Origin of the sequence: Coprococcus sp. RTP31081st1_H1_RTP31081_211007 (assembly GCF_040227275.1) — a bacterium.
GTDB classification, from domain to species: Bacteria; Bacillota; Clostridia; order Lachnospirales; family Lachnospiraceae; genus Coprococcus; species Coprococcus aceti.
The window spans coordinates 159,613-175,320 of record NZ_JBEHVP010000004.1; the positions used below are offsets into that span (position 1 = coordinate 159,613).

At 39.5% G+C, this 15,708-nt stretch carries 11 protein-coding genes and 2 pseudogenes; 6 read left to right on the forward strand and 7 right to left on the reverse strand.

Translation table 11 applies throughout. The features are described 5' to 3' along the window. Positions 1-52: 52 nt before the first annotated feature. On the reverse strand, positions 53-949 hold the full coding sequence (locus tag ABUA31_RS08600; RefSeq protein WP_055223067.1) for an AraC family transcriptional regulator: 897 nt from the start codon (positions 947-949) through the stop codon (positions 53-55). 128 nt (positions 950-1,077) lie between these two features. Between ABUA31_RS08600 and ABUA31_RS08605 the strand changes: the two genes are divergently transcribed. Beyond that, positions 1,078-2,034: a glycoside hydrolase family 113 gene (locus tag ABUA31_RS08605; RefSeq protein WP_161172069.1), complete on the forward strand. Its 957-nt coding sequence runs from the start codon at positions 1,078-1,080 to the stop codon at positions 2,032-2,034. After that, complete coding sequence (locus ABUA31_RS08610; protein WP_055273148.1) at positions 2,012-3,823, forward strand: ABC transporter ATP-binding protein; 1,812 nt, start codon at positions 2,012-2,014, stop codon at positions 3,821-3,823. Before ABUA31_RS08605 ends, ABUA31_RS08610 begins: the two co-directional genes overlap by 23 nt. Before the next feature lie 124 nt (positions 3,824-3,947). On the opposite strand, the gene ABUA31_RS08615 is transcribed toward ABUA31_RS08610, so the two are convergent. The 5 genes and pseudogenes from ABUA31_RS08615 to ABUA31_RS08635 form a co-directional block, all read right to left on the reverse strand. Beyond that, the gene (locus ABUA31_RS08615; protein WP_208895981.1) at positions 3,948-4,046 is read right to left on the reverse strand and encodes a hypothetical protein; all 99 of its coding nucleotides are present in this window, start codon (positions 4,044-4,046) and stop codon (positions 3,948-3,950) included. A gap of 59 nt (positions 4,047-4,105) precedes the next feature. Continuing rightward, positions 4,106-4,567: pseudogene (locus ABUA31_RS08620) on the reverse strand (helix-turn-helix domain-containing protein); the annotation flags it as partial. A gap of 165 nt (positions 4,568-4,732) precedes the next feature. Beyond that, entirely contained in the window at positions 4,733-5,926 is a 1,194-nt protein-coding gene (locus ABUA31_RS08625) for a site-specific integrase (RefSeq protein ID WP_070421219.1), read from the reverse strand. Between the two features lie 78 nt (positions 5,927-6,004). Beyond that, positions 6,005-6,208, reverse strand: coding sequence for an excisionase (locus tag ABUA31_RS08630; RefSeq protein WP_002610247.1), 204 nt, complete (start codon positions 6,206-6,208; stop codon positions 6,005-6,007). Beyond that, entirely contained in the window at positions 6,208-7,269 is a 1,062-nt protein-coding gene (locus tag ABUA31_RS08635; RefSeq protein ID WP_256756141.1) for a replication initiation factor domain-containing protein, read from the reverse strand. Before ABUA31_RS08635 ends, ABUA31_RS08630 begins: the two co-directional genes overlap by 1 nt. Before the next feature lie 564 nt (positions 7,270-7,833). Between ABUA31_RS08635 and ABUA31_RS08640 the strand changes: the two genes are divergently transcribed. From ABUA31_RS08640 to ABUA31_RS08650, 3 genes are all read left to right on the forward strand, one after another. Next, on the forward strand, positions 7,834-8,400 hold the full coding sequence (locus ABUA31_RS08640) for a helix-turn-helix domain-containing protein (protein ID WP_412659886.1): 567 nt from the start codon (positions 7,834-7,836) through the stop codon (positions 8,398-8,400). A 628-nt stretch (positions 8,401-9,028) separates the two neighbouring features. Further along, the gene (locus tag ABUA31_RS08645) at positions 9,029-10,984 is read left to right on the forward strand and encodes a bacteriocin-associated integral membrane family protein (protein WP_101629281.1); all 1,956 of its coding nucleotides are present in this window, start codon (positions 9,029-9,031) and stop codon (positions 10,982-10,984) included. A 2-nt stretch (positions 10,985-10,986) separates the two neighbouring features. Further along, the gene (locus ABUA31_RS08650; protein ID WP_349818779.1) at positions 10,987-11,637 is read left to right on the forward strand and encodes an ATP-binding cassette domain-containing protein; all 651 of its coding nucleotides are present in this window, start codon (positions 10,987-10,989) and stop codon (positions 11,635-11,637) included. A 166-nt stretch (positions 11,638-11,803) separates the two neighbouring features. Here ABUA31_RS08650 and ABUA31_RS08655 read toward each other — a convergent pair. Then, positions 11,804-12,226: pseudogene (locus ABUA31_RS08655) on the reverse strand (AraC family ligand binding domain-containing protein); the annotation flags it as partial. A 360-nt stretch (positions 12,227-12,586) separates the two neighbouring features. Here ABUA31_RS08655 and ABUA31_RS08660 point away from each other — a divergent pair. Beyond that, positions 12,587-15,628: a glycoside hydrolase family 2 TIM barrel-domain containing protein gene (locus ABUA31_RS08660; protein WP_349818778.1), complete on the forward strand. Its 3,042-nt coding sequence runs from the start codon at positions 12,587-12,589 to the stop codon at positions 15,626-15,628. Positions 15,629-15,708 lie beyond the last annotated feature (80 nt).

Consider the following 15,708-nt stretch of genomic DNA (forward strand, 5'->3'; position numbering starts at 1 on the left):
TATTAAGGTATATCTTGGTGCAAACGAAGGTAATAATCCCTCTGCAATTTCTTTACTTCCGTGATACAAAATCAAAACTTTTCTCCTTCATCCTATACTTCCTCGGTGTCACTCCATACTTCTGTTTAAACGCCTTGATAAAATGGCTGCAGTCACAAAATCCAGTCTCCTGGCTGATATAAGTTAGGTCAAAATCTGTGAATTGCAATAAGTCCTCCGCTTTTTGCAGTCTTACCGTGAGAATCATCTCCTTGCAGGTCTGTCCATAGTACTCCTTGAATATTGCGGCAAAATACGAATAACTCATATGAAATTTTTCTGCCAGCTCCGCCACCGAGAGATCTTCCTGGTAGTGCTGTGAAATGTACTCAGATACCTCTGTAAATTTTTCGCTTAATACAGTTTCCTTTTTCCTTTTTTTTATCTGAAAGCCTTCCTGCTTCCAGACACGAAGAATTTCTGCCATAAGAAGACAATAATTCGAATGCATAATAATGTCATAACCAAATTGCTTTTCTTCTAACGTCTTCACTGATCCCTGAATCAGCTGCTTCATTTTTTCCTGATTAAATTTCTCTTTCGAAAAATAAACCGATAGCTTCTGCTCCACTGCGGCCATGGCGATCAGACTCGAAATCGATGGAAGTGCCGAACCGGATATATTCAGATGTGCAGGATCGAATTTCAGGACATAGTAACGGATTGGAAGCTGTCCTGTTGAATAAATTGCATGAGCCATCTGTGGATAAAATACGATCAGATCTCCCGGTTCCAATACATAATTCTCTTCTCCTGCCTCTACATACGCCTTTCCCTCCACCATGTAAAGAATCTCCACAAAATAATGCCAATGTGGAAGAATTGGGAACATCTCAGATGTCTGTGCATCAAATAAAAAGGCTTCATATGGTTTGTTTAATTTGTCTAAACATTCAAAATAAGGTTTCACAGATTATCTCCATCATAGATTTTTACAATTTTGTAATAGATTCATTATATCATATCTTTTTTCTACATGATATACTTCCAGCAGAAAATAGAACTATATAATTCGAAAGACAGGAGGTTTTTACCAAAATGAAAATTCAAAATCAACTTGGATATATTAAAGGAATTACATTTGCCCCATTTCACAAACGTGGTTCTCTTTCTACACAGACTGCCCGTGACAGTTTTGATTATATGATAGAACACACTGCTGCTGATTTCGTAATCCTTGCTCCTGTAGGGCTACAGGACCACGCACACTCAGAAGAGATCTGTTACACTTCCAGTGCCACATTCTCAGATGAAGAATTAATCAATATGATCCGCTATGCAAAAAGCAAGCGCATCCGTGTTGCCTTGAAACCTACCGTTAATTGTAAAAATGGTGTCTGGCGTGCTTACATCAGTTTCTTTGAAAAAGATGTTCCATGTGAACCGAAATGGGAAAACTGGTTTGCCTCTTACACAGAATTCCAGACACACTATGCCAAAATTGCAGAAGCCGAACAATGTGATCTTTTTATTGCAGGATGTGAGATGGTAATGACGGAACACCGCAGTGAAGAATGGAGAAACGTAATCGCTGCGATCCGAAACTATTACCACGGACCTGTTTCCTATAATACCGATAAATATCAGGAAGAAAATGTAACCTGGTGGGACTGTGTCGACATGATTTCTTCCAGCGGATATTATCCGATTGATCAGTGGGAACAGGAACTTGACCGTATTGAAAAAGTCGTTCAGAAATTCAAGAAACCATTCTTCTTCGCCGAAGCAGGATGCATGTCCAGAAAAGGATCCTCACTGGTGCCTAACAACTGGGCAATTCAGGGAGATTTACGTCTGGAGGAACAGCCAGACTGGTATCGTGCTATGTTTGAGGCCTGTGCAAAGCGCTCATGGGTCAATGGTTTTGCCATGTGGGAATGGGCTCCGGTTCTTCCGTCCAGAAGTATTGCATCAAGAGATACCAGCTACGAAATCTGCAACAAACCGATACAGGAGGTTATTAAAGACTACTATGGGAGAGACACAAGAAAATAACATACAACAAACTTCAGAACAGGATCTCTGGCAGGAAGAAGCTGCCATGATGCACATCTTCAGCCGGAACAGAAAAAATAACCTGCGCACGCTTCTTTCTCTTTTCAAGGGACACTATGGCGCGCTGGTTGGTTCCATTTTCTTTTTCATTATCAAGCATTCCCCAACCTGGGTTCTTCCAATCGTCACAGCTAATATTATCAATGCAGTGACAGACCACAACGGGAATATTACCAAAATTCTGATTCTGAATACCATCCTTATGATTGCATTTCTGGTACAGAACATACCAACCAACTACATCCATACCTGGCTCTATGCTAAAACGGTACGAACAGTAGAGAAAGAACTGCGAGAAGCCCTAGTCTGCAAGCTTCAGCAATTGTCGATTACCTATCACAAGGAAATGCAGTCCGGAAGGCTTCAGTCGAAGATCATGCGAGATGTAGAACAGATACAAAATCTTGCATCTCAGATTTTTATCTCTCTTTTGACTATCATTCTGAACATTGGTGTATCCTTCGGAGTGGTCATCTTCAAAAGTCGGATCGTATTTCTTTTCTTCCTCTGCACGATACCAGTTTCTGTTTTGATCATTGTTGGTTTTAAAGGAAAAATCAAAAACCATAACCGTGCTTTCCGTAAAGAAATGGAAGAAACTTCTGCAAAAGTAATGGAAATGGTTGAAATGATTCCTGTAACTAAAGCTCACGCTCTGGAAGATCAGGAAGCCCGTAAAATGAGTGAACAGCTTCGTAAAGTTGCTGAAAAAGGGCTTCAGCTTGATATGATTCAGACATACTTTTCTTCAATCAGCTGGGTTGCATTTCAGATCTTTCAGGTATTCTGTCTTGCATTTACAGCCTACATTGCATGGAAAGGAATCATCGGTGTCGGAGATATCACCTTATACCAGACTTATTTTTCCAGCATCGTCGCTCAGATTGCAAGTATTGTGACTTTGCTACCAATCATTGCGAAAGGCCTGGAATCCGTTGAATCGATTGGTGATGTGCTTTGTGCAAATGATATTGAGGACAACTGTAGGAAGAAAAAAGTAGTTGATCTGAAAGGTGAGATTACATTTCAGGATGTATCTTTTACTTATAAAGGCAATGAAAAACCGGTATTAAGTCATCTGAACTTCAAGATTCAGCCGGGGGAAACAGTTGCCTTTGCCGGTGGTTCCGGCTCTGGAAAAACAACAATCCTCAATCTTGCCATCGGTTTCCTGAAAGCTGACAGCGGACAGGTATTGGTTGATGGAAATGACCTGATGGAACTGGATCTGCACAGCTACCGAAAGCAGATTGCCGTCGTTCCACAACAGTCCATTCTCTTCACCGGAACTCTCCGCGAGAATATCACCTATGGATCTGAATCTATCTCCGAGGAACAGTTATGGAATGTCATACGTGCAGCCAACCTGGAAGAAGTTGTCCAGAAACTGCCTGATGGTCTGGACACGATGATCACAGAACATGGGGAAAATCTTTCCGGCGGACAACGGCAGCGCATCTCCATTGCCCGTGCATTTTTACGGAATCCGAAGATCCTGATTCTGGATGAGGCAACTTCTGCGCTTGACAGCATCTCTGAAAAGAAGATTCAGGATTCAATCCAGAAACTTGTGAAAGGACGTACCACACTGATCGTAGCCCACCGTCTGTCTACCATTCGCAATGCTGACCGGATTGCTGTGATTGAAAAAGGAAATGTTCTGGAATGTGGCTCTTACGAAGAATTGCTAGAGAAAAAAGGCGCATTTTATCGGATGGAGAAAATGTAAAAAATCATTAGGATATTTGAGTCCTATAGAGTACAGACATAGACTTGGATTGGTCACTTATATAGTCCAAGAAAATGTCTGCACCCTCCACTCATCACATATATGGAGTTAGCAATCGCAGTTTTCACTTCTTCTTCTTTTTTGCACCAAAACAGTTAGAAACGATTACGCCTATGCCGGAGGAAAGTCCCATACATAATGAGAAAAATAAGAAACTTATCATGCCTACAGAACCAACAGCTCCATAATAGTAGTTATTCCTATTATAGATGGGCTTTAGTTTTATATTTCCGACTTTCTGGTTTTCCGATATTCCCTCGGAGAAAATCCCTTCAGCTTATGAAATAATCGGCTGAAATAGAGCTGGTTATCGTAGCCTACAATCTTAGATATTTCATTGATGGAATAGTTGGTTGTCTCAAGCAAGACCTGTGCGTTGTTGACACGGAGCGCAACAATAAACTGCATAGGAGTAGAACCCGTGAACTTCTTGAAGCTTCGTATGAACCAACTGACGCTCATCCCCTTGGATGTCGCATACTCTTCTATATTGATATCACGGTTATAATTTTCGTTAAAATATGTCATGGCGGTATCCATCTCGTGGTCGAGATATTCATTTTTTAAAACTTGCTCTCTGGTAAGCTCACGTTGGAATATGATCAGAAGATGACGGAGCAATAATGTGAGCATTTCTTCGTAGTTATCCTGACAACGTTGTAATTCTATAATAATTAGAATAAATTATATATGTCTTTTTGACTATCTTTTTATATCTTCTTAAATGTCCGCAAAGCCTTATTTTATAGGCTCTACGGGCATTTTGCTTTTGTGGTAAACCTCACATATCTAGGTCTATCTTCTTATATTTTCGCTATCAAACGTGGTTAAAATCGTGGTAAATACTTCTTATGCGATTAGACGCTGAACCTCTGATTTTGCGGTATCTATGGACGCATGAGCGTACCAGTTCATTGTGATACTGATATTTGAATGTCCCATGATATACTGTAAATCTTTCGGGTTCATGTTCTTGCTTGCCAGTCTTGTGCAGAACGTATGGCGTAGCGTATGTGGTGTGATATGTGGCAAGGGGTTATCCTTATGGTGCTTGTTGTATTTCTTTACCATACGGACAAATAAGGCGTTGTAATCAATGGCAACTTTCGGCTTGCCTTTCTGATTGACAAATAGGAAGTTGCCCCGTCCGTCTATCACAAATGGTTCTGCCTTTGGGCGTTTCTTCATCACTCGTTGAAATGCTTGTATCGTTTCTTTGCTTAATGGCACTTGCCTTGTTCCGCTTTTTGTCTTAGGCGTTTCAATATAATAGCCTTGTTCCTTGCTCTTTAGTAACTGGTGGTCGATAACTACAACCTCATGGATAAAATCAACGTCCATGATTGTCAGTCCGCACAGTTCCGAGATACGAAGTCCAGTCTTTAACAGTATCAGCACATCATCATAATACTTGTGATACACATTGTCCGTCTTGATGAATGACAGTAGGACTTGTTCCTGTTCTTCTGTCAATGCGACTTTCTCTTTGGTATCATTTTCTAGGACTTCACTCAACTTGAAATCAAAGGGATTTTTCCTTACACAATCGTCTTGTATAGCGATATAGAATGACGCTTTTAATGAGCGTTTATAATTGTTAATGGTATTGTAGGAAAAGCCTTTGTCTTTCATGCGTAACGCCCATTCCTTAGCGTCAGAGAGCTTGATTGTGTCAATGCTCCTAGCACCTAACTTGTCCTCTTTTAATAACCGCATGAGTTGTTCCCGTTGTTTCTGTGTGCTTTTCTTCACGTTTGCCCTCTGTGCGTTCTGTTTGGCGTAAAGTTGGCAAAGCGTCATTTTCTTGCCTGTGCTGTCGATACCGTCCTCAATATCCCGTCTTATCTGCTGTTCCAGTTCTCGAAGTGAGGGTTTTTCCCGTTTTCCCTTTGGTGTCGGGTCTGTGGGTGTCAATCTCCAGGCATACACATATTTTGTGTTTCCAAATGCGTCCACATATTTATATAAGTATTTCCCGTCTGTTCGTTGGCTCTCTCCAGTATGCAGGATACGTCCTTTGCTATCCCGTCTTTTTTCTTTCATGGTGTCTGCTCCTTTCCTTGTTGGAAAGAGCCTTGATATGACTTGTGTTCATCATAACACATACAAGGCTCATTTGCATTAGATTGCGTCCAATTTATCAATGACCTTTTCAAACTGTCGGCGTTTAATCTGTATGCGGTTGCCATTCATAATGAGCCAGCCAGCGTCCTTGTTTTCCTCTGCCAAGCGTCTTAGCTTGTTTTCTCCGATACGGAAATATTTTGACGCTTCTTCAATGGTAAGGGTGTATTTTTCCCATACGGGAATATCGTTGTTATTCATCAGATACCCCCTTTCCCATGTTTCGTGTCATACTGGATATAGGGGATAAGGTCGGTGCGGTTTATCCTCTGTAAATGGGCGGTCAGTTTACTGGAAAGGGAAGTGCTGTATCTTGCCTTATCAAGCATAGTTCCCACCCGTTCCAGTCCACCTAATGCGTCATGTTCTTCCAAGAAATAAAAACTTTTGACAGCAGAAATCACGCCACCCTCTGTGAGCCATTGCTGTGTTTCCTCAAGGGAATTTTGCTGTTTTGGTACTTGCAGTTTCAAGACTTCCACAGCCCCTAAAAAGCGTTCCCAAAACCGACACGTTTTCCATCTGCTTTTATTACTTTCGTTTCTGTTTGGCACAACAAAGCGTAGGTTGTTTGCCAATAACCCGAAAGCCAGTTTCCCAAGTTCCAGCGGTCTGTCTTTGAATGTCATGGCAAAGACATGAGCCTTATCATCACGCAGTTGCATTTCTGTCCGTTTCCAACTGCCGACTTCATTAAGTGTCTTATTATGTTTTGAACATACTTCCTTATCCTTGTCATAAAAGCGGTAAGACAATCCCGATTTACCAGCACCGATATAAACAGTCTTTGCGGTGTCGAAATCATCAAACTTGCTTTCATCAAAGTGGTAGCCCTCACTATTCGAGATAAATTCCTCTTTTTCGCATTTCTTCTTTATCTGCTCTATGGTAAAGAATGGCTTTTCGTTCTTATCATCAATGGCAATATCAAGCCTTGTGAAATGGAAATTATCCAGTCCGTATCTTCGCTCACAATGTTTGAACATATCCCCAAAGGTATAATTCCTACTGTCGAGAATACGGAAAATATCATCACACCCTCTGCCAGTCATAACAAGATAACAGCCTAGCCCTTGTGGGTTGTCCTCTGTCTTTCTTGCGTCCCCTGATACATAAATATCTCCAATCTGCCAGCGTGCTTGATAAGTCTTGAATTTAACGCTTGCCGGATAGACATTGAAAATGTCAGTCGGTAAACCTAAAATGTGCATGATGACATCTTCTGCGGTTGCGGTTTCAAATACAATGCTGATGTAATCAATCTTAACGGATAAATTTTTGTGTGTAGTTATAGTGCATTACTCCTTTCGTACTTCCCGTTTTTTTGCGGGGTAAAAATCGTGTTTTTTCCTTTATTTATCACAGTTTCTAGGTACTATGACATGTATGCGCAGGGCGGTGTTACATATACGCCCTTTACGAACGCCTAAAGGCGTTCCCTTTCTTCCTGTGTCTGCCCCGTTCTTAACGCTCACGAGCCTTGTAAGGCTCGTGGCTAAACGGAACAGCCCAGTCAGAAACCCGATTTTCAGTCTGATAGTCCATGCCTATTCATGCTATCAAAGCGAAAATAACTCTTTTCTATGCCTACTCAAGCGTGTGATTGACCTCATTGTGCTTAATCACTATATCCTCCATGATAATAACGCCGTTAGAATTACTTGTCAAGAACTTTTTCTTGACTTTTTCGGCTATAATAAGTATGATAGGCTTATAAAGGAACGAAAAAGCCGGGAAAGGAAAAGATATAAGAAGTTATGGAGCATGACACAAAGAAAATAAATTTTTTAGGGGAGAACATACAGACCATAAGAAAACACAGGAAAATGAAACAGCAGGAGCTTGCGGACGCCATCGGTATCAATATGCAGAGCCTTTCTAAGATTGAACGAGGGGTAAACTATCCCACCTTTGACACGCTGGAAAAGATAATGGACGTACTGGAAGTAACACCGAATGAATTGTTGTCGGGAGAATGGAAGTTTGTCCAACAGGCGGAAAAAGAGGTATGCAAGTTTTTACGGACGGAAGAACGCCTAAATGCAGAACTGAAACACGGACACTATGATAACTTCTTTGACAGTGAAGAAGAATGGCTAGAGTATGAGTTGGAGCAGTTGCGGAAATACATCACAGACTATATCAAGGGAGAGGACATACAAGCGTCCGACCTTTACCCTATCAAAACATTTATCCAGCACTTGAAATTTCAGAAAGTATTAGACCGTTATGATGATTTATACAGCATGGATATGTTCGGGGAAAGCACAGACGGACACAAGTACGGTACACCTTATCAGGTTGTAAAGAGGATAAATCCCAACTCAAAAGAAGATATGGAGCTGTTGCGGGAAGTCTTAAAGGACAGCCATTTTGACAACGGGGACGAGTAGCCTTTTTCCTCTTGCAAAAAGATACAGCAAACAAAAAGCCCAGATCAAGAGTGCAAGCACCACTTCTAAAGAAGTGGCAGGCTCTTGACAGGGCTTTTTCTTTTCTGTTTATGGCAGACAAGAGAAAAAAGGATAGCTATATTGTATAGTTTCTCTAATAATTTTAGAGCAATGAATTTATCACAGGTACTTCGTCTTTTCATTGTAAAAGTACAATCGTGGAAAGCACTAATATTGGCACTTTGATTTTGTGCATTATGCACAAAATATGATAGCAACAAAGAGGTCATATATAAAATAGAAACAAAAATAACTTGACATTTAATGAAATATATGTTATGTTGAGGTTAGTAAAAACAGTACGTGACATAAATATTCCGAAATTGGGCGTAAAGCAGGTATTAGTCGCAACTACATGGTAAAGGCAACTGTAAAGGTCGGCGGAGATACATATACCAGTGGATTCAAGTCAAACTACGCTTACAAAGATGCAAAGAGAGTTTGGTGGGCGAACGAAACATCTTATTATGATTATTATCCATATTAAGTAAAATAGTTCAAACACCTAGGGCAGGGCTATTTGTCCCGCCCTATTTTATACATTTCTTCAAAGAAAGGGGCGTATGTTATGAAAAAATTTTTAAAGATTTTTATTTTCCTTGAAGTCATACTCTTTGCATATATTTTTAATACTTCTATTTACAACATTTATGAAAAGAATAACATTGCTACTGAGAATTTAAAAGGGTATGTTTTAGAAGAAACATCGCCAGAAATTCTCGACAAATTTTATACAATATTTACAGAAGAATATTCTCAAAATAAATTAGAACTCATTAACAATACGCTCACTTCCACAGATAAATCTGTTTATGATTTATATTGCTATCCATTAAATGAGTTTACACAAAAACAGCCTATATCTTCCTCTATTTTGTTTCAATATCATGAATTGCAAAAGGAAGATTTTTTAGATAGTGTTGGTGTATTCTATACAGATTTACCAGCTAACGCAATTAAAGAGATAGCTTCTCAACTGTCCGTCGCAATAAATAACTTTGAAAATGACGCTATTCCGTATAGTATGGTATTAGAATTGAATCTTCTGAATTTTGTAATCTTATTTATTGTACTTCAAATCATATACTGTATTTATACGTCTTATAGTTTGAAAAAAATAGGTATTAAAAAAAGCATGGGCTTTTCTACTATACATATTTTAAAGGAGCAAATTACCAGTGTAATAAAATATTTTGCTGTAATATGTTTAGTATTACTGTTCTTGCTAAATTTATATTACGCATTAACAAACAGATATGATTTTTCTTATTTAGCAACAAGTGTACTGTTCTTTATTGGTGTTTTAGCTATAAATATACTTTGTGTTTTAATTACAAGTATTTTAATTAAGTTTGTTTCTTTAGAGGCAATGATAAAAAATAAGACTTTAAATAGCGGCACAAATATTGTAGTTCAGGCTATAAAAATAATTTTTTCGGTAATAATCGCTATCACTATTATTTCATTGCTGAATCAGGGGAACTCATTTAGACAAAGCCAACAAGCTGTTTTAGATTATAAGTATCTGGACGGATATTATACCGCTAATGGTTTTAATTCATCGGAGTATGATTATGCGTTAGCAAACACAGACATATTAGAAAAATATTCTGAACAAACATTAGAGATGTATAATCATAACCATTCACTACTATGTGATTTTAGGACAGACGGTGGTTTGCAGACATCACGCCCCTATTATGAACAACAGCTTGTTATTGCAAATAGAAATTATCTGAATGAATTTTCAAATATCCAGCTCAGTGGAAAACCATTGGGAGAAGATATATTTAGTGAACCAACAGTATTAGTTCCACATAAATATAAGAATGATGAAAATTCTATTAGCGAATATATTAAGCAAGAATATTTCCGATTGATGAATTACAATCAATTTTATGGAATACCGGGAGAAGAAAAAACTATTGATAAATTTAATGTTGTTTATATAGACGATGATTCTACGATAAAAGTCAATACAGAAAATGGTTTTTCGGATATGGCTAATCCTGTTATCATTGTTGATACGGGCAATTTTGCAGGACTTTACTATTTGGATTCTTTAAATACAAGGTGTTTATTTTTTCAAATGGAGTCAAGAGAAGATTTTTCTTCTTTGTTATCAGAATATGATTTAGAGCAATTAGTTACAGCTGGAACATTACTTACACCTTATTTAATGCAACTTGAAAATGTGACATTCGTTCTTAAAACACTCACTATGTTTACGATTGTCTTTATAGTGTCTTTACTGTTTATTTTGTATATTTCAAATTATGTGGACATTTTTGTAAATCGAAAGAGATATGCGGCAAAAGAGATTTTAGGATTCTCTCATTTTAGGACACTGAAAAATCGGTATATTTTTTGGGGAATCGAAATAATTATATCAGGCGTATTAACTGCTATAAATTATTATTTTGCTTGCCTTTTTGCGATTATACTTATTGACTACATATTCTGCGAATTGCTTTATAGAATTTATATCTCAAACGCTTTATATGAGATTGAAAAGGGGGCATAAGTATGTCATTGATTACATTAAAGAACGTCAAAAAAGAATATGGGAAAAATCAGGTTCTATTTGAAAATTTATCTTTAGAAATAGAAAAAGGCGAATTTGTGGGGCTTGTAGGGAAAAGCGGGGCAGGTAAAACGACACTTTTAAATATAATAGGATTGATTACTGATATATCCGAGGGAACAATCACTATTGATAGTCATAAAAATTTGTCCATGAACGGTAAAAATGCTATGATTTTGAGAAGATATACAATAGGCTATCTATTTCAAAATTATGGACTAATAGAAGATGAAAGCGTGTTGTGGAATTTAAAATTAGCTCTTGAATATAAAAAAGTAAAAAAAGAAGAAAAACTGAAACTAATCAATAAGTATTTAAAGCAATTTGAGCTAAGTGACATGCTTAACAAAAAAGTATATCAGTTAAGCGGTGGAGAGCAACAGCGAATTGCAATTATTAAATTGATTTTGCAAGGAAGTCAGATTATATTAGCTGATGAACCAACTTCTGGACTTGATAAAAAGAACGAATTGATAGTGATGAAACTTTTGAAAGAATTAAATGAAAAGGGCATTACTATAATCATGGTCACTCACAACATGAATTTGTGCGATTGTTTTTCCAGAGTTATAAATGTAGAAAACTTTAGATAGTTTGTTAAAGGGAGATACGCGGTTTTATTATACGTGCAATCTCCCTTTATATTTCGTCATATCAAGACTCATATTCAATTATGGTAAATTCGTGGTAAAACACTTATTTTTTCAAGTGATGAACAGCCCTTAAATGCTGTATTTATGCGGATAATCGGATTTTCTATATCAAGTTTCTCTTAAATATACGCTCATATTCCATGGATGTACCAACCGGGAATATTCTCTCGTTATCTGGGAAACCATATTTTCTTAGGATATTTTTTACATCACTTCCAGTAAAATGAATCCAGTAGACTTCTGTCTTATCTTCCCCATAGTATTCATATTTCTGAAGCTCTTTTGGACGGAATATGACAATGTTACCAGCGGGAACAATTGTTTCGTTATCAACAGTATCAAAATGAAAATGTCCGCATCCGGCTGCAATATATATAATCTGAAAATCAACACGTCCTCTTGGGCGATAGGTTGGCATCTTTGGGTGCTCAGACAAACGATAGATTCCGCAGCTACCGACAATCAGTGGTCGGCTTTTATCCTTAAAATCCATATGTGAATGTTTCAAATAACCGGTGTTCATGTACATAGGGCAGCACTCCTTTCACTCGATACAATAATCACGATTTCTTCGTTCTTCGAACTCTCGAAATCGTGCCAGCCATGCGCACTCCGGACTATCGTCCTGCGTGCTTATGACTGTTTACCTATCAAATAGAAAAGTGTCCGATGTTGCAAGCAGTTCGTCCACTTTTCTGCTTGATGGGATTATTGTATCATTTTGTGCATATTTTGTCCATTCTAGTTTATAGACATAAGAAATGGATTAAGGTAATATAAATCTAACAAAAGCGAGAAGGAAAAAAAGCAGACAGTAAGAAGAAAACTGTTTGCAGGGTTACAAGCAACAAAAAAGTGTATAAACTGTATGAATGAAGGAGGATTATTTATGATCGTGCCACGTTACTATGAGGACTTAAGTGTATTACATGACAATACGATGCCGGCGAGAGCTTATTACATGCCGGCTTCCAAGCGGATGGATGACCTGGTAGAGCACAGAGAGCTGTCAGACAGAATGCAGCTATTGAATGGTACATGGAAGTTTCAGTATTTTGACAGCATCTATGATATGAAGGATGCCTTTTATGAGGATGGTTATTCGGTTGAGGGCTTTGATGAGATCAAAGTTCCGAGTGTATGGCAGATGGCAGGTTATGATACACACCAATACACAAATATCCGTTACCCATTTCCGTTTGATCCGCCATATGTGCCACAGGATATTCCATGTGGAGCTTATGTGCATACCTTTGACTATGCAAAGGATGCTGCAGCACCAAAGGCATATCTTAACTTTGAAGGTGTGGATAGCTGCTTTTATGTATGGTTAAACGGCACCTATGTAGGCTACAGTCAAGTGAGCCACATGACCAGTGAGTTTGATGTGACAGACGTATTGCGGGAAGGAGAGAACCGGATTTCCGTGCTTGTGATGAAGTGGTGCGACGGTTCGTACCTTGAAGATCAGGACAAGTTCCGTATGAGCGGAATCTTCCGTGATGTGTATCTCTTAAAACGTCCGGAAAAGGGAATCCGTGATTATCGCATTACAACACAATTAGATTCAGACATTGCAAGGATAAATCTTACAGCAGCATTTTACGAGCCGACAGAGGTTCGGGTAAAGCTCGAGGATAAGAATGGAGCAGTTGTTTCCGAGGGTGTTATTTCCGAGAGTGGAGAAGCGACTTTTGAGATTGTAGATTATACACTCTGGAATACAGAGAATCCGTATCTGTATACGATTATTCTGGAGACGGAGCAGGAGGTAATCGTAGACCATATAGCACTCCGCAAGATCGAGATCAAGAATCAGGTAATCTACTTAAATGGACAGAAGATTAAATTCCGTGGTGTGAACCGCCATGACTCCGATCCGGTCACCGGATTTACAATTAGCATGGAGCAGATCAAGACAGACCTTACCCTGATGAAGCAGCACAACTTCAATGCCATTCGTTCCAGCCATTATCCAAATGCACCATTTTTCTATGAAATGTGCGACCGCTATGGATTTATGGTGATTGACGAGGCAGATATCGAAGCACACGGACCATTTATGCTGTATCGAAAAGAGGATACGGATTACAACCGCTTTAAGCGTTGGAATGAGAAAATAGCAGATGATCCGGTATGGGAAGCTGCGATTGTTGACCGTGTGAAGCTGATGGTGGAGCGTGACAAGAACCGGTTCTGTATCGTGATGTGGTCTATGGGAAATGAAAGCGCTTATGGCTGCAATTTTGAGAAGGCACTGGCATGGACAAAGAAGTTCGATTCGGAGCGGATCACGCAGTATGAGAGTGCCAGATACCGCAATTACGATGTAACCTATGATTACGGGAATCTGGACTTATACAGCCGTATGTATCCGGCACTTACTGAGATAGAGGAATATTTGGAAAAGGATGGCAGCAAACCATTCCTTCTGGTGGAATACTGCCACAGTATGGGAAATGGTCCCGGAGATTTTGAAGATTATTTCCAGATGATACAGGCAGAGGATAAGATGTGCGGCGGTTTCGTGTGGGAGTGGTGCGATCATGCAATCGCCCATGGTGTAGCCGAAAACGGCAAGACGATCTATGCCTATGGCGGCGATCATGGCGAAGTAATCCATGACAGCAACTTCTGTATGGATGGTCTGGTATATCCGGACAGAAGGATACACACCGGACTTTTGGAGTACAAGAATGTATACCGACCGGCAAGAGTAGTATCGTATGATGCAGCAAGCGGTGAGCTGGTGCTTCACAACTATATGGATTTCGATGATTTGAAGGATTATGTTGAGATTACTTACGAGCTGTCACAGGATGGACTTGTGATCGGAAAGGGGAAGCTTTCTGAAGTATCCGTATTACCGCATTGTGATGGAAGCACGACCTTAAAGCTTTCAATTCCGGAGAATGGAAAGGTATATCTGAAGCTGTTCTATAAGCTGAAGAAGGACATTCCGCTTCTTTCCAAGGCGTATGTCTTAGGCTTTGACGAGATAGATGTAAGCAGTAAGGGTGCAAAGAATCAGCAGGCAGTAGGCTGGCTTACAAAGGAAGTGCCTGATACGGGTATTCAGGTACAGGAAAATGATACAGAGATCATCATAAAGGGACGGGATTTCTCCTATACGGTCAACAAGCGGACAGCACTTTTTGACAGCCTGACATTTGCAGGCAGAGAATATATGAATCATCCGATGGAACTGAACATCTGGAGAGCACCGACGGATAACGATATGTATATCAAGGCAGAGTGGAAGAAAGCCCACTACAACGAAGCCTATACAAGAGCATACAAGTCAGAGGTGATTCAGGGAAAGCACGGAGTAACTGTGACAAGTCAGGCTTCGGTCGTGGCAGCAACCGTGCAGAAAATTATGGATGTGACAATCACTTGGACGATTGACGCAGCCGGAAGAATTGGAGCGGATATCGCAGTGAAAAAGGATGAGGAGTTCCCGGATCTACCAAGATTTGGTGTGCGGATGTTCTTAGATAAGAAGCTTACAGATGCAGGGTTCTTCGGTATGGGACCGCAGGAAAGCTACCGGGACAAGCATAGAGCAGCAAGCCACGGATTGTATCGTCTGAAGGTTTCCGATATGCATGAGGACTATATCCGCCCACAGGAAAACGGAAGTCACTACGACTGCGATTATGTGGAGCTTGGCAACAGCCAGTACGGTATCACTGCCGTTGCAGAGGAAGATACATTTTCATTCAATGCGTCCTTCTATACACAGGAGGAGCTGGAAGAAAAGGCACATAACTATGAATTGATAGAATCGGACAGTACGGTATTCTGTCTTGATTATGCACAGAATGGAATAGGCTCTAACAGCTGCGGACCAGACGTGTTAGAAGCATACAGATTTGATGATAGATTATTCCGGTTCCGGTTTACACTGGTTCCGTATGTGAAAGGATAATGATATAACTCGTTTCCCGAATATCGACGTATAAGTCCGGACATACGGGGATATTCGGGATACAAGAGAACAAAAGTAAA